Raw genomic sequence first — 23124 nt, 5'->3', positions numbered from 1 at the left:
GGCACCTCTCCCAAACACGGCCCAACCACAACCGCAGCGGAGAGGGCAGGATTCGAACCTGCGCAGACCCAAAAGAGCCCGACCCAAGAAACCTCAGGCCCCCGATAAACCACTCCGGGCACCTCTCCCAAACACGGCCCAACCACAACCGCAGCGGAGAGGGCAGGATTCGAACCTGCGCAGACCCAAAAGAGCCCGACCCAAGAAACCTCAGGCCCCCGATAAACCACTCCGGGCACCTCTCCTTGCTCCCGGCCCAGTCTCCCGCGCCGTTCACAAACACAACAGTGCCAGAGGCTTCTGACGCAACGCTGACATCTCCCTGACGCTATGATGGCCCTTTCCTTTCTCGCTCGCCGATGCTGTAATTCATCGTCGCGATTTTTCGAGAAGGGAACGATCGTGTCTGCCGTATCGACCGAAGATCCAGTTCTGCGAGCCATCACCAAGCACTCCGCAGCCGAGAATCCCAGCTCTTTCCTCGCGCTCAACAGCGGCAACCTCACGTTCACCGCGCCCGGCCACGACGGTGTGATCGTCTACCGTCGCACCGGCAGGTTCGCCGTGCAGTTCGGCGGCCCGTTCGCCGGCACGGACGACTACGACACACTGCTCGGACTCTTTCTGGAGCACGTGCGCGAGCAAGAACTGCAGCTGGTCGGTGTCCAGTTGCAGCGCACGGACGGGGAGGCGTACGCGCGTCGCGGGTTCACCGTCAACCAGATAGGCGCCTCGTGGGCGGTCCGGGTGCCTGATCTCACCCTCAAAGGGACGCGCTTCATGCAGTTGCGCAACAAGATCTCCCGGGCCTTGCGCAACGGGCTCCAGGTACGCGAGGTCGATGCCGACTCCTACGGCGAGGCGCTCAGCACCATCGACGACGCCTGGCTCGGGTCCAAGGGAGGCTCCCCTCAGCTGGAGTTCCTGGTGGGACAGATCGGTGGCTCCGTGCAGAAGCTGCGCCGGCTGTTCGTCGGGTCCATCGACGGCGCTCCGGTCGGCTACATCTCCTACTCCCCCGTGTACGGCACGCGGACCGGCTGGATGCACGACCTCAGTCGGCGCATACCCGCGGGCTCACCCGGACTGATGGAAGCGATCAACGCGCACGCCATCGAGGTGTTCCGTGGTGAGGGGGTCGAGTGGCTGCACTTCGGTTTCACCCCGTTCACCGGCCTGGACGAGAAAAACGAACTCCCAGGCCACAGCACGTCGTTCCAGTGGCTCATGCACTTCCTCTGGGCTGAGGGTGCCGCACTGTATCCGGCACAGACCCAGCTGGCGTACAAGCAGAAATGGGCGCCGGATCTGGTCATCCCGGAGTACGTCGCCTTCCAGGACGGGCCCTCGCTCGCCGGCTTCGCGCACATCTTCCGTGCCTGCAAAGCCTTCTGAAATTGCCTCATGCCGGGCCGTCCACCTGCCGCCGCCCGGTACACGCCGTACTCGTCCGCAGTCGACTCCCTACCGAAGGAGATCACAGTGAGCGATCTGTACCTCAACACGGACGCCCTGAGGCACTCGATGGTCGAGCTGCTCATGGGCATCATAGGCAGCCCCGACGACGAGGAACTCGCCCGAACCGCCGACCAGGCGGTGCGCGACCTCGACCGACGTCTTGCCGACGAATCCCCCGCTGCCTGAATCGAGGGCGCATCCGCGTCGCGCCGAGGCCGGGCCTCCCCCGCCCGCCCGTCGGCGACGACCTGCCGTCTTCCGGCGGCATCTCCCCCTCGGGCAGCATCGAATCAGCTCAAGGAGAATTTCCCATGCAGGATCCGTATGTTCCCCTGGCTGTGCAGAAGCCCGGCGCTTCCGCCACCTTCGCCGAGCTCCTGAAAAGGGTCAAGGCTGAGGGGCTGCTTGATCTCGCACCGCGGTACTACATCGGTCGCCTGGTTCTGAACACGGCCCTACTGGCCGCCGGCCTGGTGGCCTTCTTCGCCCTCGGGGACAGCTGGTGGCAGTTGCTGGTGGCTGTGTGGATGGGGCTGTGCGGTGGCCAGAGCGCCTTCATGTGGCACGATGCCGGCCACAAGGCGATGTTCCGCAACAAGGGACTGGCCTCCGCCGTGGGCTACTTCCACGCCAACTTCGTCAACGGTGTGAGCTACGGCTGGTGGGTCAACCACCACAACCGCCACCACAGCAACCCCAACCACCTCGACAAGGACCCGGACATCGGGCGGCGGACAGCGATCTTCGACCTCAAGCAGTACGAGAGCCGGCGCGGAGCGAAGCGGTTCATCGTCCGCTACCAGTCCACGCTGTTCTTCGTGCTTCTGGTGCTGGAGTCCCTGAAGATGCACAAGACGGCGGTGATCGCCATCGCGGGCGGGCAGACGAAGCGCCCCGTGCTGGAGAGCGCCCTGCTGCTGCTGCGGCTGGGGATCTATCTGACCGCCGTCTTCGCCGTGCTCCCGCCGCTTATGGGCGTGCTGTTCATCCTGGTGCAACAGGCCGCGCTCGGGGTCTACTTCGGTCTCATATTCGCCCCGAACCACAAGGGCATGGATATCCGGGACGGCGAGGAGGAGACGCTCGACTGGCTGGAGCGACAGGTCCTCACCTCGCGCAACATCCGTCCCTCGCTGGTCATCGACTTCCTCTACGGCGGTCTGAACTACCAGGTGGAGCACCACCTGTTCCCCGCGATGCCGCAGAAGAACCTGGCCAGGGCCCGCGTTCTGACCCGTGCCTACTGCGAAGAGCGCCACATCCCGTACCACGAGGTGGGCTTCTGGGCCTCCTACCGTGAGGTCGCCTCGTTCCTGCACACCGTCAGCGCGCCGATCCGACGCGGCGAGGTCTCCGGACGACCCCAGCGCGTCGGCTGAGGGCCGGCCGCACACGAGGAGGAGGAGTAGGCCCTTCCATGTCCCAGATTCACGCGACCGCGAATCCGCCCGCCGGTTTCGCGTCGATAGCCGACCGGCTCGACCGGATGCCCATCACCCCGATGCACCGGCGGCTGACCACCGTCATCGGGGTCGGGCTGCTGTTCGACACGTTCGACAACAATCTCTCCGGGACCATCTCGAAGGTCCTTCAGGGCGAATTCGGCTTCGGGGGTACGACCCTGAAGCTGGTCATCGCCTCCGCCTTCCTCGGCCAGTTCGTGGGTGCGATCGTGCTCGGCCGGCTTGCCGACCACATAGGACGACGCCGGGCGTTCCTGGTCAACCTCGCTCTGTACTCGGGATTTTCGCTGGTCTGTGCCTTCTCTCCGAACGCCCTCTGGCTGATCGTGGCCCGCTTCCTGGCTGGAATCGGCATCGGGGCCGAGCAGACGCTGTCCGACTGCTACCTCGCCGATGTCCTCCCCGCGTCAAAGCGCGGCAAGTTCACCGCATGGGCCTACACGCTGGCCTACTGCGGAGTTCCGATGGTGGGCTTCGCAGCCCTGTGGCTGGTTCCGCTGTCGCCCCTGGGGATCGCGGGATGGCGCTGGCTGTTCGTCATGGGCTCTGCGGGCTCCGCGGTGGTGTGGATCCTGCGACGGCAACTCATCGAATCCCCTCGCTGGTTGGCCTCTCGCGGACGTGTCGCGGAGGCGGAGCTGCTGGTGTCCCGGATGGAGGGGTCCGCCACCGCCGTCGGATCCGCCGCCCCTTCACCTGCGGCCTCCTCTGCTCCGTACCTCGACCAGGAGGACTCGTCGCGGCCCCAGCAGGGTCTGCGCATGATCCTGCGACCGGAGTACCGCCGACGCACCTTGGTGCTGTGGACGGTATGCGTTCTCTCGGTGTTCGGCTACTACGGTTTCGGCTCGCTCGCTCCGCTGATCCTGGCGTCGAAGGGTTACAGTGTCATTCAGGGGCTCGGGTACACCGCGCTTTCGTTCCTCGGCTACCCGATCGGCTCCGCCCTCACGATTCCACTGATCGAGCGTTTCGAACGGCGGACCCTCATCGCGGTGACGGCTTGCCTGATGATCGGCCTCGGGATGGGTTTCGCGCTTGCCCAGTCCTCGGTGCAGCTGATCGCCTGCGGTATCGGCTACACCCTCGTGAGCAACATCTTCTCCAACGCCTCACACGTATACATGGCCGAGCAGTACCCCACGTCCATCCGCTCGACCGCCTCGGGTCTGGCCTACTCCCTGTCCAAACTCAGTGCCTCAGCCCTGCCGTTCGCGCTCCTCCCCGTGCTCACCTCGTACGGGGCCGGTGCGGCTTTGGCGGTCGTCAGCGGGGCGATGGCCCTGCTCGCACTCACCGTCGTCACGCTGGCGCCCCGGTCCACGGGCACACCGGTGGACGCGGTTCCCCCGCCGGTCTGATCGTCCACCGGCGTGGCATCGCGGCCGTGGGCCCGTCGGCCCATCGGCCGCGTGCCGCACCACCCCGGTTCCGTCCGACCACGGCAGCCCGTCGGACTCGGTGTCGAGCGGGGCCGGGAAAGTGAGGCCCCCGGAGATCTTCCGCCCCGGGAAGGCGGTACTGTGCCCGGCTGCTCCGACATGACCGACTACGTGTACGAGCCCTCGGACCAGAAGATGCCCGACGCCGGCCCGCACCCGGTCATCACCACCGCACCGGACTCGTGGACGACCGTGGGGCAGACGCGCGGTGTCCACGACTGCGAGTTCTGCTCCAGCTAAGGGCTGTCCCGCAATGCGTGGTGGATCTGTGCGCGGCGTCGGATGCGGTGCATCGCAAGGCGGAGGGGCGTCCGCATACCGGATGTATGGGGACGTTCCGACAACGCGGCGAGGTGCCGTAGCTGTCGTCGCGCACCCGCCAGGAATGGCGGGACAGCCCTTGGGGCCTGCACGGGGTTGTCGCGCGGAAGAAGGAGCGGGGCTTGGTGCGTGCGACCGCAAGGCGCCGGAGCGACCTTGTAGCGGAGCTACCAGGGCGTTTTGGCAACGCCGCGAGCGCGCGTGCCCAGCCCCGCGACGCCGCGAGCCAACCCGATACAGGCCCCAGCAGCCTCATTCGCCACACGCTCGCCGGGACAGAAGAACCCCGCACCTGGTACCAGGTGCGGGGTTCTTCTGTGGTCTTGGGATGCTCAGCTGCACCAGGGGAACAGATCACGGGCGTTCCTGGTGGCTGGCGCATCTTCCGCCCCGGCGAGTGCGAGCGCCCCGCCCACAGCGTGAGATACAGGGGCGAAGCGCTCGTTCACCTCAGCTCAGCTACCGACGAGCTCGCGGAGCACGTACTGCAGGATGCCGCCGTTGCGGTAGTAGTCCGCCTCGCCGGGGGTGTCGATGCGGACGACGCCGTCGAACTCCACGCCGGTGTCGGTGGTGACCTTGACCGTGCGGGGGGTGGTGCCGTCGTTCAGCACGGTCACGCCGGTGAAGGAGAAGGTCTCCTCGCCGGTGAGACCGAGGGACGCGGCGGTCTGGCCCTCCGGGAACTGCAGCGGGAGGACGCCCATGCCGATGAGGTTCGAGCGGTGGATGCGCTCGTACGACTCGGCGATGACGGCCTTGACGCCCAGCAGCGCGGTGCCCTTGGCGGCCCAGTCGCGGGACGAGCCGGAGCCGTACTCCTTGCCCGCCAGGATGACGAGCGGGGTGCCGGCGGCCTGGTAGTTCTGGGAGGCGTCGTAGATGAACGACACCGGCCCGTCAGCCTGGGTGAAGTCGCGGGTGAAGCCGCCCTCGGTGCCCGGCGCGATCTGGTTGCGCAGGCGGATGTTGGCGAACGTGCCGCGGATCATGACCTCGTGGTTGCCACGGCGCGAGCCGTAGGAGTTGAAGTCACGACGCTCGATGCCGTGCTCGGTGAGGTACTTGCCGGCCGGGGTGTCGGCCTTGATCGCACCGGCCGGGGAGATGTGGTCGGTGGTGACCGAGTCGCCGAGCTTGGCGAGCACCCGGGCGCCGGTGATGTCCTCGACCGGGGTCGTCTCCATCGTCATGCCCTCGAAGTACGGGGGCTTCCGGACGTAGGTGGACTCGGAGTCCCACTCGAAGGTGTTGCCGGTCGGGATCGGCAGCGCCTGCCACTGGGCGTCGCCCGCGAAGACGTCCTGGTAGGACTTGTTGAACATGTCCTCGCCGATGGAGTTGGCGACGACGTCGTTCACCTCGGCCTCGGTCGGCCAGATGTCCGCCAGGAAGACCGGCTTGCCGTCCTGGTCGACACCGAGGGCGTCCTTGGTGATGTCGACCTTCATCGAACCGGCGATGGCGTACGCGACGACCAGCGGCGGGGAGGCCAGGTAGTTCATCTTGACGTCGGGGTTGATCCGGCCCTCGAAGTTACGGTTGCCGGAGAGCACCGAGGTCACGGCCAGGTCGTTCTCGTTGACCGCCTTGGAGACCTCTTCCGGCAGCGGGCCGGAGTTGCCGATGCAGGTGGTGCAGCCGTAGCCGACGAGGTTGAAGCCGACCTTGTCGAGGTAGGGCGTCAGGCCCGCCTTGTCGAAGTAGTCGGTGACGACCTTCGAACCCGGGGCGAGGGTGGTCTTGACCCACGGCTTGCGGGTCAGGCCCTTCTCGACCGCCTTCTTCGCCACGAGCGCCGCGGCGACCATGACGTACGGGTTCGAGGTGTTGGTGCAGGAGGTGATCGCGGCGACGGTGACGGCGCCGTGGTCGATCTCGTACGTCGTGCCGTCGGGGGCCGTGACCGTGGTCGGGTTCGACGGGACGCCGTTCGAGCCGGCCGGGGCGTCGGAGGCCGGGAAGGACTCCTTGCCCGACTCCATGTCGTCCACGACGTAGTTGCGCACGTCCTGGGCGAACTGCGCCTTGGCGTTCGCGAGGACGATGCGGTCCTGCGGGCGCTTCGGGCCGGCGATGGAGGGGACGACCGTGGAGAGGTCGAGCTCCAGCTTCTCGGAGAAGTCCGGCTCGGCAGCCGGGTCCAGCCAGAGGCCCTGCTCCTTGGCGTACGCCTCGACGAGCGCGACCTGCTGCGCGTCACGGCCGGTCAGGCGCAGGTACTTCAGGGTCTCGTCGTCGATCGGGAAGATCGCGGCGGTGGAACCGAACTCCGGCGACATGTTGCCGATGGTGGCGCGGTTGGCGAGCGAGGTGGCGGAGACGCCCTCGCCGTAGAACTCGACGAACTTGCCGACGACGCCGTGCTTGCGCAGCATCTCGGTGATCGTGAGCACGAGGTCGGTGGCGGTGGTGCCGGCCGGCAGCTCGCCGGTCAGCTTGAAGCCGACGACGCGCGGGATGAGCATGGAGACCGGCTGGCCGAGCATCGCGGCCTCGGCCTCGATGCCGCCGACGCCCCAGCCCAGCACGCCGAGCCCGTTGACCATCGTGGTGTGCGAGTCGGTGCCGACGAGGGTGTCGGGGTACGCCTGGCCGGCGCGGACCATGACCGTACGGGCCAGGTGCTCGATGTTGACCTGGTGCACGATGCCGGTGCCCGGGGGGACGACCTTGAACTCGTCGAAGGCGGTCTGGCCCCAGCGCAGGAACTGGTAGCGCTCCTTGTTGCGGCCGTACTCCAGCTCGACGTTCTGGGCGAACGCGTCGTTGGTGCCGAACTTGTCGGCGATGACGGAGTGGTCGATGACCAGCTCGGCCGGGGCCAGCGGGTTGATCTTCGCCGGGTCGCCGCCGAGCTCCTTCACGGCCTCACGCATGGTGGCGAGGTCCACGACGCAGGGAACGCCGGTGAAGTCCTGCATGATCACGCGGGCCGGCGTGAACTGGATCTCCTGGCTCGGCTGGGCCTGGGAGTCCCAGCCCCCCAGCGCCCGGATGTGGTCGGCGGTGATGTTCGCGCCGTCCTCGGTGCGGAGGAGGTTCTCCAGCAGCACCTTCAGGCTGTACGGGAGGCGGGCGGAGCCCTCCACCTTGTCCAGCCGGAAGATCTCGTACGACTCGTCGCCCACGCGCAGCGTGCTGCGGGCGTCGAAGCTGTTCGCCGACACGACAGTCTCCTTCATCAATGTGCGCGTACTACCGCGCCGCGCCTCACTCACGGCGGGCGCCGTGTGGTGCCGCCTGCGACTTCTCGCCGATCCGCTGGGGTCAGGATTACTTAGGTAACCCTTGCCGAGCGGCGACTGCGGTGCGCCTCGGCAGATATCTCGATGTCGAGATAACTCTAGTACATCGCGGTCGAACGGTCATGCCCGGGAGCCGGTGTCCGCCACCATCCGGTCGAGGCGCTTCGCGGCGAACCCAGTCGTTCCGGCTTCTTCTGCCGACGCGCCCGGCCCCCTCCGGGACTGTGCCCCGTCGCGGCGGCCGGAAGCATGCGGCAGATCCGCTCGGGGACGGCGACGGTCCCGACTGCGCGTGTCACCAGCCGGACGATCCCCATCAGCAGGTGGAACCCTTCCCCGTCTCGGTCAGCGACCACGTGCGCCCTGGGCGCCACCAGCACCTTCGCCGGGAGGTTCGGTCAGCGGTCCAGGAACGCGATGTGCGACCCGTCCTCCACGTACCTGCCCTACCCCAAGTCCGCGGTGCCGCAACTCGGCGGGTCGCCACGGAGTCCACGGCCGAGCCCACGGGGCCGGGACACGGACCGCCGATCCGGCGGCATTTCCGCACGGGGCAGGTGGCCATGCGTTCATGGAGCGATCGTGCAACCCTGACGTCAGGTCACCGCCACGCCCGGGTGACCGCACCCGTGCGGCCGGACCCCGGAAACCCTGGCCCGCTCGCCCCCGTGCCACGAACGGTCGCGCGGCATCCAGGTTGCCCTTTCACCCGAACGCACCGCCCGAACGCACGCACATCTCATATGTGAGATAGCCTGCCGGTATGTCAGACGACTACCTCGTACGCATCGGCAAGCTCATCCGTGACGCCCGTCAGCACCGGGGCTGGACACAGACGCAGTTGGCCGAGGCTCTCGCGACCAGCCAGAGCGCCGTCAACCGCATCGAGCGCGGCAACCAGAACATCAGCCTTGAGATGATCGCCCGCATCGGCGAGGCCCTCGACAGCGAAATCGTGTCGCTCGGCTATGCCGGCCCCATGCACCTGCGGGTCGTCGGCGGTCGACGCCTCTCGGGCGCCATCGACGTCAAGACGAGCAAGAACGCCTGCGTCGCCCTGCTCTGCGGCTCCCTCCTCAACAAGGGCCGCACCGTGCTGCGCCGCGTCGCCCGCATCGAAGAGGTCTTCCGGCTCCTGGAGGTCCTCAACTCCATCGGTGTACGCACCCGCTGGATCAACGAGGGCGTGGACCTGGAGATCGTGCCCCCCGCACAGCTGGACATGGAGGCGATCGACGCCGACGCCGCGCGCCGCACCCGCTCGATCATCATGTTCCTGGGTCCGCTGCTGCACCGCATGGACCAGTTCAAGCTGCCGTACGCCGGCGGTTGTGACCTCGGTACGCGCACGATCGAACCCCACATGATCGCGCTGCGCCGCTTCGGCCTGGAGATCGCCGCGACGGACGGTCTCTACCACGCGCAGATCGACCACTCGGTCTCCCCCGGCCGCCCCATCGTGCTGACCGAGCGCGGCGACACGGTGACCGAGAACGCGCTGCTCGCCGCCGCCCGTCACGACGGCACCACCGTCATCCGCAACGCCTCTTCCAACTACATGGTCCAGGACCTCTGCTTCTTCCTGGAGGCCCTGGGCGTACGGGTGGACGGGGTCGGTACGACGACGCTGACCGTCCACGGCGTGCCGCAGATCGACGTGGACGTGGACTACTCCCCCTCCGAGGACCCGGTCGAGGCGATGAGCCTGCTGGCCGCGGCGGTGGTCACGGAGTCGGAGCTCACGATCCGCCGGGTGCCGATCGAGTTCCTGGAGATCGAGCTCGCCGTACTGGAGGAAATGGGCGTGGACTGCGCCCGCACCACCGAGTACGCGGCGGACAACGGCCGTACCCGGCTGGTGGACCTGACCGTGCGCCCCTCCAAGCTGGAGGCGCCGATCGACAAGATCCACCCGATGCCGTTCCCCGGCCTCAACATCGACAACGTGCCGTTCTTCGCGGCCATCGCCGCCTCCGCGCACGGCCAGACGTTGATCCACGACTGGGTCTACGACAACCGCGCCATCTACCTGACCGACCTCAACCGCCTCGGCGGCCGTCTCCAGTTGCTCGACCCGCACCGCGTCCTCGTCGAGGGCCCGACCCGCTGGCGCGCCGCCGAGATGATGTGCCCGCCGGCGCTCCGGCCGGCCGTCGTCGTCCTGCTCGCGATGATGGCGGCCGAGGGAACCTCCGTGCTCCGCAACGTCTATGTGATCAACCGCGGTTACGAGGACCTCGCGGAGCGGCTCAACTCGGTGGGCGCGCAGATCGAGATCTTCCGCGACATCTGACATGAGGATGCCGCCGCACCCATCCGACCTGCGACTTAGTGGGTCAGGGAGGGGTGCGACGGCATCTCTGGGATTTCTGTGGGCCTTTGGGCCCGCGGTGGGCTGCGAGCCACGCTCCCCAGGTCCTGCCGACCGGCCACGGCTACGCCGAAATCGCGTCGATGGCGGGACCGATGGCCGGTGGGAGGCCGACCGGGGGCCGAGCCGGTCCCCGTGCGGCTGGCGTACTCACGTGGAGCAGGAATCAGGCACCCGAAGCACCGTCGGACGCACCCTGATCGCGTACCGCGAGAGCCCGGACACCGACCCGTCGGTGCCACACCGCAACCGCGACGAAGGTTCGGGCACCCGTGTACATTCCCCTCCTTCTGCGCATACCCTGTACCCGCGTACCAGCATGATCGTTACCGCCGTCCGTCTTTCACGCCTCAGGGCCGCCCCGCAATTCCTGGCGGATCGGCGCGCGGCGTCAGATGGGGTGCATCGCCGGCGGAGAGACGTCCATGCACGGGATGCAGGACGTTCCGGCGACGCGTCGCGCGGTGCAGTAACCGTCGTCGCACGCCCGACGGAAATCGCGTAACAGCTCTGGCAGTTGTACGGGAAGCCACGTGTCACATCGAGCTGATTCAGGCGCAGAGGGACGGGACACAGGGGGTCGGGTGAGCAACGTGAACGGGGTGGGGTTCGGGGTTCTGCTCAGGCAGTTCCGTCTGGAGGCGTCGCTGACGATCGAGGCGCTGGCCGAGGTTTCGGGCGTGAGTGGTCGCGGGATCGGGGATCTCGAGCGGGGCATCCGGGCGACCCCTCAGAGAGGAACGGTCGCCGCACTGGCGAGTGGGCTGAACCTGCCCGAGGCCGAGCGGGAACGGCTGCTGGCCGCAGCCAGGATCGGACGCAACCCCCGCCACAGTCTCGCCGACACGCGCGCCTTCCCGCGAGGCATCGACGACTTCGTCGGTCGGGAGGAGGAACTCGTACAACTGGCTGCGCTGGCACAGCAGGCGTCCTTGGGACGATCACAGGTGGTATCGGTGTCCGGGCCTCCGGGGGCGGGCAAGACCACCTTGGCGCTGCACGCGGCACGCGGGCTGGCAGATCGTTTCTCCGACGGACAGCTGGTACTCGATCTGCGTGGCATGGACGACAACCCGCCCTCGCCGACAGAGCTGATGCTGCGCATACTCAAGGCTTTCGGCGTGGCTGACGTGGACTTGGCCAAGGTCGGTCCGCAGGGGCACCCGGAGCTCTACCGGCAGGTGCTGGCCGAACGTCGCTGTCTGCTGATGCTGGACAATGCCCGTGATGAGGCCCAGGTCCGCCCACTCCTGCCGAGCACCGGGGCGACGATGGTCCTGATCACCAGTCGAAGGATGCTCACAGGGCTGGAGGATGTCGAGCGCCTGCCCATCGGCGAGCTCTCCCCCGCTGAGGCCGACGTCTTCCTGGCAGGTGTGATCGGCCAGAACCGTGCGGACACGGATCCGCACGCGCTCTCCGAGGTCGCCCTGCGATGCGCGTACTTGCCCCTCGCCCTGCGGGTGGCGGGCAACTGGCTGGCGACGCGCACGGGCTGGACCGTACGCCGCCTGGCCGATCGTCTGGCTCTGGAGGAACGCCGTCTGGCCACCTTGGCCGCCGGAGATCTGCGCCTCGCCGCGGCGTTCGACCTGTCCTACCGCCAGCTCACCCCCAACGCTGCCCGGCTCTTCCGCTTCCTCTCGCTGGTCGACGGTCCGGATGCCGGCGTCGCGGCCAGTGCCCAGCTCACCGGACTGGAGTTCTTCGATGCCGAGGACACTCTGGAGGAGCTGGTCGAGAGCGGGCTGCTGGGATCCGACCGAGATCGCTACCGGCTCCACGATCTGCTGAAGCTCTACGCCCGCGATCGGCTGAAGGCCGAGGAGTCCGAGGAGGCGGCTGCGGCGGCCCAGTCCGCGCTGCACCGCTGGCTGCTGGATACCGCGGTCGTGGCCGGCCGCTGGTTCGAGCCCGACTACGGTGCGCCGCCTTCCACCTGGCAGGGGACCGTCGATCTGTCCACTGCGGAGCACGCCCGTCGATGGCTCCAGGCAGAGGGCGTCAACTGGCTCGCGGCCTTTCGTTCCGCCGCCCGCGACGAAGACCATGCCTCCGTGATCGAGGTCGCGGAAGCCCTCCACTGGTTCTCCGACCAGTGGATCTTCTGGGGACACTGGTCGGAGGTCTCCGCCACTGCCGTCAAGAGCGCTCAAGCTCTTGGCGACCCCCGTCTCGAAGCCACTCACCTGAATCTTCACGCCTGGGCTCTGCTGGTCTGCGAGGGCCGCCACCACGACAGCATGGACCGGGCGGCCGAGGCACTCGATGCCGCCCGGCGTGCCAATGATCCTGCCCAACAGGGCTGGTCCCACAGCTATATGGCCTGGGCCCTCAGCCAGCTCGGTGACTACGCCGCGGCAGCACCGCACAATCACGAAGCAGCTCGACTCTTCGAAGCGGCGGGTGACCTGCCCGGGACCCTCCACGCCATGGGCAGCCACGCCGACACCCTGCTGCGAGCGGGCCGTTACGAGGAGTCCGTAGCCGAGCACCTCCGTACGCTCGCCTTTCTCGATCGGGCCGGGGATCGCATCGAACCTCACAGTGCCGCTTTCAACCGCACCAATGCGCAGACCTCCATCGGCCAGGCCCAGACCCTCCTCAAGAACTGGGCAGAGGCTGCCGACCACCTGCGTACCGCGGTGAGCCTCGCCCGTGCGAGCGCCAACCCGGGGCTCGAGAGCCGCGCGCTGATCCACCTCGCTGAAGCCCTGGGTGCCGGCGGCCATCAGGAACAGGCCCGCGAGGCCTACACCCAGTGTCTGAACCTCGGGAAGTCCGCCAACCCCCAGCATCTGGCGACGGCCCGGGAGCGCCTGGCCGACTTCGGTCTCCGTTGAAACTTCCCTCCCTGTCCCGATCGCGCCCGTGCCGTCTCCGTTCCGGCACGTACCGCGGGACGCGCGGATCAGGTGGCAGCGGTCGAGTGGGAGGCCGGACGCGCTCCATTCCCACTCGACCACAAGGGGAACGTTAGGGGTTCGAGCCCCGTACTTCGCGTCCCTCAGTGCACCTCGAATGTTCCAGGAGTGCACTCGGCCGAAGCTCCGAGGCGCGGAGGCGATGGCCGGCCGGCCATCGCCTCCGCGCGTCGGACAGATGATCGGCGGTCACGGAGCCTTCCGCAGGGTGAAGTCGCCGAGAGTCGACTTCCCCTTGGCCGGCTTCACCCGCGTGGTCACCGGCTCGTAGCCCTCTTTCGACACGGTGACGCTGAGCGGGCCGCCACGGGCATCGAGCCACAGGGCGAAAGTGCCGTCCTCGGCGGTCGTCACGGTATGGCTCGACTTCTTACCCTCGAGCCGAACGGTGGCTCCGGCGAGGGGTACGGTGCCGCCCGTGCCGTCGGCACCACGCACGGTGCCGGTGTAATTGCCCCAGCCCTTGGGCGGTCTGACCGTCATCGTCACCGGGATTGCGGCAACATGGTAGGGCGTGTCGGTGTGCACGCCCACATGCGCGAGATAGTCGCCTGCCCGAGTGACCTCGGAGACGGTGGCATCCAGCGAGACCGTCACCGTGGCACTGGCCCCGGGAAGCAGGGTCACCTTCTGGCGGTCGAGGCCGAGCCAGATGACGTCCTCGGTGCTGTCACGCTGGTCGTATCCGGGTAGCACCTGGACGGTGGCGACCGGCGCGGCACCGACCTGGTTGCTGCGCTTGCCTCCGACGCTGTAGAAGCCGGGAGCTCCACCACCGCGCATGACCGGCAGGTCGGCGTTGGGCAGCGCCATCCACGTGCCGGCCCGGGGATCGAAGGCGAAACTCTGGTTGGTGACACCGAGCGCGACCCTGCCGCCGACGGTCAGAAGCATGTCGTTCGCCGCCGCATGGGCCGATCCCCACAGAGGGATGGGCATGTCGGCGACCGGCGCCCATGCGTCGGTCATCGGATCGTAGGCGTACGTGTGCCGTGTGGTGCCGCTTTCCGTCAGGCCGCCGGCGCAGTAGAGCACGTCGGCAATCGCACCACAGGCGGTCCAGGAGATGGATTCGGGGTACGAGGCCATCGCCGACCACTGGTCGGTGGCCGGGTCGTAGGCGTACACGTCCCTGGTGACGCAGGCCGTCGCGGTGCAGCCGCCGACGACGTACAGCTTTCCGTCCAGGACCGCGCTCCCGGAGGCCGCGTACGGCTTGGGCGAGGGCGCCCCGGTGGTCCAGGCGTCCGAAACCGGGTCGTATATCTCCAGCTTGGCATCGGGTGTGCTGTTGATGTCCCATCCACCCACGGCGTAGAGCTTGCCGTTGATGAATCCCTTGGCCGGTGCGTCGCGGCCGTCGACTGCCGAGGCCAGCTGCGACCAGGCACCACTGTCGGGGTCGTAGACGTGGAGGTCCGAGGTGTAGGTGCTGCCGTCGAAGCCGAAGGCGGAGTAGAGCTTGCCGTCGTCCACGGCGACCGCGCTGTCCATGATGCCCGTCGGCAGGTCTGCCACCGACTGCCAGGCGTCGCCGCCGACGGCGCTCGTCACAGCAGTTGGTCCCACCGACCGGGTCGTCAGTGGACCGAACTGCTCGCGCAGCGACGAGGTCGTACTGGGGGTCACCTGGAGGGGGGCGCCCTCACGTGCCTGCGTCTGAGGAAGGCCGGACTGTTCGGCGAGGGTGAACGTGGCGGGGGCCTTGCCGGTGTTTCTCACCTTCAGCGTCTTCGTACTTCTGGCGCCCCGGGCCACTGTCTTGTCGACAGCTGCCGGGGTGATGGTGAGTCTTCCCGCCTGGAGGCTGCGGTCGGCCTCGGTCACCCGGTCCGGTGCCACCCGCACTGCCTTGGTACCGGAGGCGTACCTGATCTTGCCCGCCGTGAAGGAGTGTGTACCAAGGGTGTTGGAGAAGAGCCAGTAGAAGCCGTCGTCCAGATGGGGGTCGTCCGGCGTGGGCGCCGATATGGCTGTCTGATCGGTGGCGTCCGCGTTGCGGACGGCTGCGCCGACGACTCCCTCACCGGTGTTGGCGTCGGTGACGGTACCGGCCACCAATCCGCCGCTCACGGGAACGTACGGGCGGTCGCCGATGAAGATGTTGTCCAGTTCCCACCAGTAGCCGAAGACGCCCACGAAGCGGAATCGCAGTTGGACGGCCTTGGATCCGGAGTAGGCGGCGAGCGGGATCTCCATGTGTCCCGTCTGGGAGGCGGTCCACGTCCGCAGTGTGGTCCAGGTGGCGCCGCCGTCGGTGGTGATGTCGGCTGTACCTCTCTGGCCGGAGAAACCTCTGTAATCCGTGTCGAAGGAGATCCGGGGTCTCGTGTAGTCGCTGAAGTCGTAGACCGGGCTCATCAGGGAACTGTCCTGGTATTTGCCCGCACCTATGTGGTCGCTGTCGACCATGGCGAAGCCGCCGTCGCCTCCGGTGCGATTGGTCCGGTTTCCCGGGTCCGAGAACTCCCAGCCGCCGTCGGTTCTGTCGCCGTTGACGATGCTCCAGCCGTCCGGCTGAGAATCCGTGAAGTCGAACGGTTCGGTGGGGCCGATCGTCCTCAGTTCGTAGCCCGCGGCGGTGTCCGTCTCGGCGTCGACCGGGACGGCGACCTTGACCGCTGTTGGGGAGGATCCGACAGTGACGTTCTTGGTCACCGTCCGGTACCCGGGGTACTGGGCGACGATGCTCAGTGTGTAGTCATGGCCTTCCGGCAGTCTCAGCTTGAAAGTCCCCGTGTAGGGGTCCGTGTATACCGGTACGCCAGGCACGTCTTCGACGGAGACCGAGGCGTAGAGCGGCCAGCCGTGGCCGGAGCCGTCGGTGACCTTGCCCTTGACCGTCTGGGAAGGCGCCGGGTCCAGCGAGAAGTCCTCCGTGACCGAGTCACCTTCGGCGACCTTCACCGCCGGGGTGGTCTTCCCGCGGTAGCCGTACGCCTCGACGGCCAGATCGTAACTGCCGGGCGGCAGCGTGAAGGAGTAGTGCCCGCGCGAGTCGGTGGTGACCTGGTATCCGTTGGCCTTGACGGTGGCCGTGGCCAACGCGGCTCCCTGGGCGTCGGTGACGGTGCCGCTGAGCTTGCCGTTCGGGTAGCTGCGGAAGGCGTCCAGGCCGTTGGGGCTGCCGAGTCCGGTCGGCCCGTCGTAGCCGGCCCCTGCGGTGCAGAGGTAGTCCGGCTCGCAGGTGCCGTTGGCTCCGCCGGTGACGTCGTTGAGAGCGGACGGCTTGAAATAGGGGTAGGAATTCGGGTAAGTGTCCTTGGCGGGGACGCCGGCGGACGCGTACACGCCCGTGATGATGGGAGCGGACGCGCTGGTGCCGCCCATGACCGCCCAGCCGTTGTATCCGTACGTCTGGTAGACCGCGACACCGGTGGCGGCGTCGGCGACCGCGGACACGTCCGTCACCGACCGCTTGTCGCAGCCGGTGTCCGTCTGGAAGCCAGGTTTTGGCTCGTACGCCGAACAGCCCGACCCCGGGGCGCCCAGGCTGTTGCTCCACACCGACTCGGTCCAGCCACGCGCGGTGGTCGCGTTCCGTCGGAGCGTCGTGCCGCCGACGGCGGTCACGAATTGCGAGACGGCCGGGTAGCCGACGCCATACCCGCGGTCGCCGGAGGAGGCGACCATCACGACGCCCGGATGGTTGTAGTGGGTGTCGAACTGAGTGGTCTGCTCCGGATACTCACCGCCGGCCGCGCTGCTGTAGTCGCTTCCATAGGAGTTGGAAACGTACTGGGCCCCCTGCGCGACGGCCTGATCGACGGCTGCGAACAAGTCTTCAAAGGCAGTGCTGTCCGCCTCGACCAGCAGGATGTGAGCAGCGGACGCGGACGCGGAGACCATGTCCAGGTCGAGCGAGGCCTCACCCGCCCATTCGGGATCCGGTTCGGGGTAATCGGTGCCGCCCCGCTGATCGATCTTGCGGAAACAGCCGTTGGCGGTGGTGCACTCGGGCAGACCGTACTGCGAACGGTAGACAGCCAGATCGGATTCCGCGGTCGGGTTGTCGAAGGCCACGACGACGGCTATCGTCCGGCCTTCCCCGCCGCCCGTCGGCAGGTTGTACGCGCTCTGCAGGTCCGCCGGCCCGTACCCGTCAGGTGTCTCGGCGGCCGACAGTGCCTGCTGACCGATACGGGCAGCGGGTTCGGTGCGCCGTAGGGCAAGACATCCGAACGTGCCTGGCTGCGGCAAGTCGCACACCGGCTCGGCGGACGGCTTGGTGGTCTGCACCGGCGCGGCGCCGCCGGACTCGGCCGTCGCTACCGCGGCCAGAGGCAGACCGGCACTCATCACCCCCATCACGAGGGACGCGACAACCGTCAGGCGCAGGGGTGTTGGTGTGGGTCTTGTAGTGAACAGCTTAGGTATTCGCAACGTACGACTCCTGTGCGCTTGCACCTGGGACCAGCCCTCTGAGCAGCCGGTCGACGCCGAACTCTCATTCGTCACAGATGTTTTTGCAGATGAACCGATGAATGGTCAAGTAAAATACGCTTTGACGCGTATGCCGGACATGGGTCACCTCATCGGCAGCCTCTTCGCGTGCGGGACGCACCGTCGGGCGGCGCGCACCTCTTCATCACACCCGTGAGTGGTGTGGTCTTGGCCGCCGGGGTGGCGTGCGTCGCCGGTGGCGCGGTTCACGCCATCCGTAACGCAGACGGCAGTGTCGCACACGGCCAGCGGGATGCGTGCCCCCAGACCATCGGCCCACGACATCCCTCGTGCCGTCGAGTTGGCCGGTAACCTGCTCAGCTCGGCGCCACGTCCGTCTCCGGATCCGGATCGGTCGTGACCTCCCACCGGCACACGCGGCCGCGTCGTCCCGGTCGGCAGACAACCTGCCCGCCGGGGTGCGTGTCGGCAGATCGTCGGTGCCGAGCCCGCTCGTCCCGGTCGGCCGGGCCTCGTCGGCACGGTCGTGGAAACGCTGGTCACAGACGATGCTGAGCGACGGAGCGGGCGTGGCGCATTCGTCGCCTTCACCGATGGCCGTCGGCGGTCCAGGTCCTCACCGAGCCGTGGGTGCGGTGGGGTGCGGACCCGGTCCGCACCCGTCAGCGGGCCATGCCGGTGCGGGGGATTCCGCTCCGCCGATCCCGGCTCGGCCCGGCGCCCGACCCTCCCGCTTCGCGGCACCAGGGCGGTTGCGGCCGTACGACCGATGCCGGACGGTCCTGCTGCGGCCCGGGGCGTCGGCAGCCGCCGGAACCCGCCGGCCGGTTCAGCCCGGCTGAACTCGTCTTGGCCCGTACCGCCAAGGTCACGCGGGGCCTTCAGGGCCCGCACCAGCCGGTTCGGCAACCGCGGGGAAGCCGGGGTCCGGCAGGGCCGACCCGGTCGGGCCGCGGGTGTTGACGGATCTCAGGGGAGGTCGACAACGGCTTCCGAGCGCGACCACACGTCGGGGCACCGCACCTGCGGGAAGCGTCCCGACCCCGGAGGCATCCGTCGCTCACGCCCTTGAGGGAACTCGGTCGCCAGAGTTCCGCTGTGCCATGAGAAGTGGAATCCGGCGAATTTCATCCAGTGTGAAGACCGCTCCTGCCAGGGCGCAGGCAGCACGCATGCCGATCAGACTGTCGACCTCGCCGGGTTCAAGGTCATCCCAATCGGCGATTCCGGCAGCCTCGAACGCGGTGGCCAGTTCGGCGGGCATGTCGGGAAGCCGTTCCTCAAGACTCATATCATCGATGATGACCTCTTCGAGTTCCTCGCCGTCCACCGCGTAGTGGAGGCTGGCGTGCCCGTTGATGGTGTACACCGTCGTGACGGCCGTTCGCCCCTCATCGGAAAGGGCATCCGCCGTACCGTCGAAGGTGTACCCCAAATCGTCGTAGACGAAGGTCCATTCACCGATGCGTCCGGCCAGCAGCGTTGCCGCATTTTCCGCGTTGCCTGCGAAGGCTGCACTCGGAAGCGACGTGTACGGGTCCGGCTTTTCGTCGGGCAGGACGCACGGTTGGATCGAACCGGGCTCGACGCGCAGCACCCTCAATGCCTGAACGGGATCGATGCCTTTGACGAAATGCAGGCTGTGGTTCGGATCTTCGCACGCCAAGTCACCTATCCATACCGGCAGCCCTTCCGAGTCGAGCGTATTTCGTGGAAATCCAGGCATAACCATTGCAGTCCTCTTTCCCGCTCTCTGTCACGTTCCGACTCACTCCGAATGGTGCCGCGGGTCGCCCTGGAAGAGAGGGTGCGCAGGATATTCGTGAGTAGGTTTGCTGGGGGGTATGGTCTGCAGCAATGTGATCGCGATCCTTACTCAGGTGCGGAATTCCGTCAACGCCAGGGGGCGAGATCTGCTCGAAGACGCAACCACGGTGGCTCGGGGAGCAGAAGCTGCTCCGCCTGACCATCCGCCGACCGTCCTCGGCTCCCGGGGTGCGAGCCTCTGCTCCCGATGAGGAAGTCGGCAAGGACGCCGGGGATGTGAGCGGGTCCTCCTGTACCGGTTGCGGGGCCCTGCGGAGCCTGTGGGACAGCGGTGCCGGCGCGCTCACGGGCCGGACACGCGGCGGGGGTGGACCGAGTTGACTGAAATGCCCGCAATGAAGAGCGCTCCGTCGATCCTTCCTGCATTTCTTCCTGGTACGCCCCGTGAAGCTGCGATGTGCTGGCACAGCTCGTTGTGAGCCCTCGAGCTGCTGCGTTCGTCGACAGGCCGGACGGCCTGAAACCGGCCCGCGCTCGACGGCCACGTCGGCTACGCGTCCGCACCGCCTCGTCAGGGAGTTGCCATGCCCGTGGTCCTGTCCACTGCTCTGCTACCCGTCTCGGACAGAGCCGACTTCTGGCAGAACGCCGTATCGAGAACGTTCGTCCCGCTGGATGTCGTTCTGCACGAGGAGGCGCCGACGTCAGCGACGATCGTCAGCCGGCAGGTGGGCTTCATGCAGGTCTCCACCGTCACGGCGGGGCCACAGACGGCTACCCGAAGCCCTCGGATGATCGCGAGGGACGGCAAGGAGACCCTCACTCTCACGCTCCAGCACCGCGGGGTCGCCGAACGCTCGCAGGACGGCCGGCACGCGGTCGTCCGCCCTGGGCAGTTCTCGCTCTCGGACTCCAGGCGCCCTTTCAGCAAGGCGCTGAGGCAGGAGTTCAGCCTCACCTCGTTCCAATTTCCCAGATCCGCCCTTGGAGTGACCGACGTCGAATTGCGAGGGGTGACCGCCACGGCCTTCGGGCTGGACGAGCCGCTTTCCGCCCTTCTTGCCGGGCACCTGGAGCGTCTTGACAGCGGTGCGGAATCGGTCGCTGTCGCACAGGCCCACAGACTCGCCACAGTCACCTGCGATCTGCTGGCCTGCCTGATCCAGGAAAGATATGGGCGGCTGCCCCCCCAAGAGCCGGCGGCGGTCCAGGCAATGCTCCTTCGCATCAAGGAGTACACGCTGCGGCATCTGTCGGATCCGGACTTGTCCCTCGTGGCGATCGCCTCCGCTCACCGGGTGTCGCTCAGGTATCTGCACAAGCTCTTCGAGACGGAAGGCCTCACCGCAGCGCGGTGGATCCTGCAACAGCGTCTGGAGCGATGCCGAAGAGAGCTGGTACGGACCGCGTCCTACGCACCGCCCGTGGCGACGGTGGCCCACAGCTGGGGCTTCGCCAGCGCCTCCCATTTCAGTCGCGCCTTCAGGCTCGCCTACGGAATCTCTCCCAAAGAATTCCAGGCGGCTGTCCGCGAAAAAATCGAGATGAATGAAGCCATGCGAATTCTTGCGTCAGCTCGCACGGTAAAGAAAACCAGCCCGACGACCGACAGACGGCCCATACGTCACCGCGTCCACTGATTAAGGCGCCCGGGGTGCTCATGAAAAGTCTCTGCGAAACCTCGTTGATACCTGTTGAAGAACCAGATGAATGCTGGCGTCAAGATCTGTACCGAACGCTTGGCGCGGTTGATTTCGTGGCGCCTGGAGCGCAGTACACAGGAGCCATCCAGGCGTCTCGACTGAGCCACTTGAAGCTCGCCACCATGGCGGGAAGCGCGATGCGGCTGTCGCGGGCTCACTCATCCGTCATGGAGGGTGACGAACTCCTGGTCATCATGCTGATGGTCACCGGATCCGCCACGGTCGAACAGTACAACCGCCGGATCGCCCTGAAGCCCGGGGAAATGGTCTTCTGCGACATGACACGGCCCATGTCGCTCGGATTCCCCGGCCCGTACCGCGTGAAGCTGCTCGCCTTCCCGCGCCGCCTCCTCGGTCTGCCGGAGGAGCGGCTACAACAACTCACCGCGACGCCGATCCGTCCCGACACGACCATGGCCTCGCTGGTTGCCGCACATCTGCAGCGCCTCGTCGACATTGCGGCGCGCTGCCCTTCCCCCTCCGGGGCGCCTCTGGCGAGCAGCACTCTCGATCTTCTGAGCCTCTTGGCGGAGGAGCAGGTTCCCCCGAGGCCCACGACCCCGGTCGGCCTCGACCGGCTACAGGAGATCAAGAGGTTCATCGAACAGAACATTGCCGATCCGGACCTCACACCGCAGTCAGTGGCCCACGCCAACTCGATCTCCGTCCGGTACCTCCACAAGCTCTTCCTGGCCGACAGCGGTACGGTCGGCCAGTGGATTCAGCAGTGTCGGCTACAAAAATGCCGAACTGAGCTGGCCCGGAGGGATGCTACGAAGCGCTCCATTGCCGGGGTAGCCCGTCAGTGGGGATTTACCAGTCCGTCCCACTTCAGCAGGGCGTTCCGGTCCCTCTACGGGGTCTCCCCCGCCGAGTGGCGAGGCTCCGACACAAAAGAGCCCACGAAGGCCGTCCGGGGTTGAGTCCTGCGGTGCGGTGGGGCGACCGCTTGGCCGCCGGACATCTGCCGCGGGCGCCGGCCGCGGCAGATGTCCGGCTGGAGGGCACCACCGGACGCCGGACGCCCCGAGGCGTCGATGACCACCAGGGCTCTCACCTCGTTCTGCGGTCGTGGCCGTCGGTGCCGGGCACGGATGTCGGTGACACCGATGACGAAGCTCCGTGCGCGCGCACCGAGACAGGCGACGACGCCGACGAGTGGGCGGAGCCGGATGCGCGTATGTGGTCGGGCCGGTGGTCCGCCGGCCGCTGACGAGCGCCGAACGGGCGACGTTCCTCATGTGCCCTCCACCCCCTGCCGAGGCGTGGATGCTCTGACCAGCGGCCGGAACATGCGCAGAGGTCCTGGTGCTCCGTCGTGGCCTCATGCCCTCATGCCCTCATGCCCTCATGCCCTCATGCCCTCATGCCAGGGAGTCTGGGCCAGTCTGGGCCGATCTGCAGTTCGGTGTTCGGAGAGCGGACGCGCCATACGTATCTGTGACCGCTGGGCCGTCGCAGGTGCACGCCGCACCTCGCGTCTCGCACCTCCAGGGTGCCGGTGCGAGGCGACAGCAGGGCTGGCCGAAGGTTCCGGCACCGTGACCACACCCTCCGCGGCGAGATCACCCCGTCCCGTGACCTGCGGTTACGAGGCGTCCTCTCCGGCAGACGTGCGGTGGTGCCGTTCGCCGTACGTCTCGCCGCGCCGGGCCGGCAGCCGACTGGTGCTCAGACCCACAGTTGGGAGACAGCACCTTCCAGCTCCGCCGATCTCGAGGAGACATGACCGTGAAGACTTCCATCAAGCCACTCCTTCGGATGTGGGCGTGGCAGAACGATGCCGCGTGCCGAGGCATGAACAGCTCCGTCTTCTTCTCACCTTCGAGCGAAAGAGGCCCGGCTCGCCGGCAGCGAGAAGAAAGAGCGCGAGCAGTCTGCCGGGAGTGCCCCGTGAGCGGTCCCTGCGGCCGATTCGCCCGGGCGTCACAGCAGGAGTACGGCGTTTGGGGTGGTCACACAGAGAGTGAGCGGCGTTGCTCTGCGGAAGCGTAGAAGTCGGCTGAGGACGTTTCTCCGACGG

Annotated in this window: 13 protein-coding genes and 2 tRNA genes; 10 read left to right on the top strand and 5 right to left on the bottom strand. The window is 67.4% G+C overall.

The features are described from left to right. Nucleotides 1-37 precede the first annotated feature (37 nt). A tRNA-OTHER gene (locus ACFYPN_RS07930) sits at nt 38-128 on the bottom strand. 26 nt (nt 129-154) lie between these two features. Next, nucleotides 155-245: transfer RNA gene (locus tag ACFYPN_RS07925), tRNA-OTHER, on the bottom strand. 154 nt (nt 246-399) lie between these two features. Here ACFYPN_RS07925 and ACFYPN_RS07920 point away from each other — a divergent pair. From ACFYPN_RS07920 to ACFYPN_RS07900, 5 genes are all read left to right on the top strand, one after another. Continuing rightward, nucleotides 400-1395 carry a DUF2156 domain-containing protein gene (locus ACFYPN_RS07920; protein ID WP_389297327.1) on the top strand — a complete coding sequence of 332 codons (996 nt, stop codon included), beginning with the start codon at nt 400-402 and terminating at the stop codon, nt 1393-1395. 87 nt (nt 1396-1482) lie between these two features. Further along, nucleotides 1483-1644, top strand: coding sequence for a hypothetical protein (locus tag ACFYPN_RS07915; protein ID WP_358763311.1), 162 nt, complete (start codon nt 1483-1485; stop codon nt 1642-1644). A gap of 125 nt (nt 1645-1769) precedes the next feature. After that, nucleotides 1770-2837 (top strand): acyl-CoA desaturase, encoded by a 1068-nt coding sequence (locus ACFYPN_RS07910; protein WP_358763309.1) that lies wholly within the window; start codon nt 1770-1772, stop codon nt 2835-2837. A 38-nt stretch (nt 2838-2875) separates the two neighbouring features. Then, entirely contained in the window at nt 2876-4282 is a 1407-nt protein-coding gene (locus ACFYPN_RS07905) for an MFS transporter (RefSeq protein WP_358763307.1), read from the top strand. Nucleotides 4283-4462: 180 nt separating this feature from the next. Then, entirely contained in the window at nt 4463-4603 is a 141-nt protein-coding gene (locus tag ACFYPN_RS07900; RefSeq protein WP_358763305.1) for a hypothetical protein, read from the top strand. 536 nt (nt 4604-5139) lie between these two features. Here the strand turns inward: ACFYPN_RS07900 and acnA are convergent. Next, on the bottom strand, nt 5140-7854 hold the full coding sequence (acnA, locus tag ACFYPN_RS07895; protein WP_389297287.1) for an aconitate hydratase AcnA: 2715 nt from the start codon (nt 7852-7854) through the stop codon (nt 5140-5142). An 841-nt stretch (nt 7855-8695) separates the two neighbouring features. On the opposite strand from acnA, the gene ACFYPN_RS07890 reads away from it, so the two are divergent. Together ACFYPN_RS07890 and ACFYPN_RS07885 are read left to right on the top strand one after the other, a co-directional pair. Further along, complete coding sequence (locus ACFYPN_RS07890; RefSeq protein WP_358763301.1) at nt 8696-10225, top strand: UDP-N-acetylglucosamine 1-carboxyvinyltransferase; 1530 nt, start codon at nt 8696-8698, stop codon at nt 10223-10225. A gap of 662 nt (nt 10226-10887) precedes the next feature. Continuing rightward, entirely contained in the window at nt 10888-13146 is a 2259-nt protein-coding gene (locus ACFYPN_RS07885; protein WP_358763299.1) for a helix-turn-helix domain-containing protein, read from the top strand. Between the two features lie 270 nt (nt 13147-13416). On the opposite strand, the gene ACFYPN_RS07880 is transcribed toward ACFYPN_RS07885, so the two are convergent. Both ACFYPN_RS07880 and ACFYPN_RS07875 read right to left on the bottom strand, forming a co-directional pair. Next, nucleotides 13417-17526: a carboxypeptidase regulatory-like domain-containing protein gene (locus tag ACFYPN_RS07880; RefSeq protein ID WP_389297285.1), complete on the bottom strand. Its 4110-nt coding sequence runs from the start codon at nt 17524-17526 to the stop codon at nt 13417-13419. Between the two features lie 1165 nt (nt 17527-18691). Then, nucleotides 18692-19297 carry a hypothetical protein gene (locus ACFYPN_RS07875; protein WP_389297283.1) on the bottom strand — a complete coding sequence of 202 codons (606 nt, stop codon included), beginning with the start codon at nt 19295-19297 and terminating at the stop codon, nt 18692-18694. Nucleotides 19298-19982: 685 nt separating this feature from the next. Here ACFYPN_RS07875 and ACFYPN_RS07870 point away from each other — a divergent pair. The 3 genes from ACFYPN_RS07870 to ACFYPN_RS07860 all read left to right on the top strand — a co-directional run bounded on the left by ACFYPN_RS07870 (nt 19983) and on the right by ACFYPN_RS07860 (nt 23096). Beyond that, nucleotides 19983-21038 (top strand): helix-turn-helix domain-containing protein, encoded by a 1056-nt coding sequence (locus tag ACFYPN_RS07870; RefSeq protein ID WP_389297282.1) that lies wholly within the window; start codon nt 19983-19985, stop codon nt 21036-21038. A gap of 20 nt (nt 21039-21058) precedes the next feature. After that, nucleotides 21059-22024 carry a helix-turn-helix domain-containing protein gene (locus ACFYPN_RS07865; RefSeq protein WP_389297325.1) on the top strand — a complete coding sequence of 322 codons (966 nt, stop codon included), beginning with the start codon at nt 21059-21061 and terminating at the stop codon, nt 22022-22024. Between the two features lie 802 nt (nt 22025-22826). After that, entirely contained in the window at nt 22827-23096 is a 270-nt protein-coding gene (locus ACFYPN_RS07860; RefSeq protein ID WP_389297280.1) for a WhiB family transcriptional regulator, read from the top strand. Nucleotides 23097-23124 lie beyond the last annotated feature (28 nt).

Origin of the sequence: Streptomyces sp. NPDC005576 (assembly GCF_042871745.1) — a bacterium.
In the GTDB taxonomy this organism is placed as follows: Bacteria; Actinomycetota; Actinomycetes; order Streptomycetales; family Streptomycetaceae; genus Streptomyces.
This window is presented reverse-complemented; position numbering and strand designations above follow the sequence as displayed.

What these genes read in the sequence shown, in the direction of transcription:
- ACFYPN_RS07860 (WP_389297280.1), top strand. Translation starts at nt 22,827, where the DNA reads ATGACCGTGAAGACTTCCATCAAGCCACTCCTTCGGATGTGGGCGTGG.
- ACFYPN_RS07890 (WP_358763301.1), top strand. Translation starts at nt 8,696, where the DNA reads ATGTCAGACGACTACCTCGTACGCATCGGCAAGCTCATCCGTGACGCC.
- ACFYPN_RS07900 (WP_358763305.1), top strand. Translation starts at nt 4,463, where the DNA reads ATGACCGACTACGTGTACGAGCCCTCGGACCAGAAGATGCCCGACGCC.
- ACFYPN_RS07905 (WP_358763307.1), top strand. Translation starts at nt 2,876, where the DNA reads ATGTCCCAGATTCACGCGACCGCGAATCCGCCCGCCGGTTTCGCGTCG.
- ACFYPN_RS07870 (WP_389297282.1), top strand. Translation starts at nt 19,983, where the DNA reads ATGCCCGTGGTCCTGTCCACTGCTCTGCTACCCGTCTCGGACAGAGCC.
- ACFYPN_RS07880 (WP_389297285.1), bottom strand. Translation starts at nt 17,526, where the DNA reads ATGAGTGCCGGTCTGCCTCTGGCCGCGGTAGCGACGGCCGAGTCCGGC.
- ACFYPN_RS07865 (WP_389297325.1), top strand. Translation starts at nt 21,059, where the DNA reads ATGAAAAGTCTCTGCGAAACCTCGTTGATACCTGTTGAAGAACCAGAT.
- ACFYPN_RS07910 (WP_358763309.1), top strand. Translation starts at nt 1,770, where the DNA reads ATGCAGGATCCGTATGTTCCCCTGGCTGTGCAGAAGCCCGGCGCTTCC.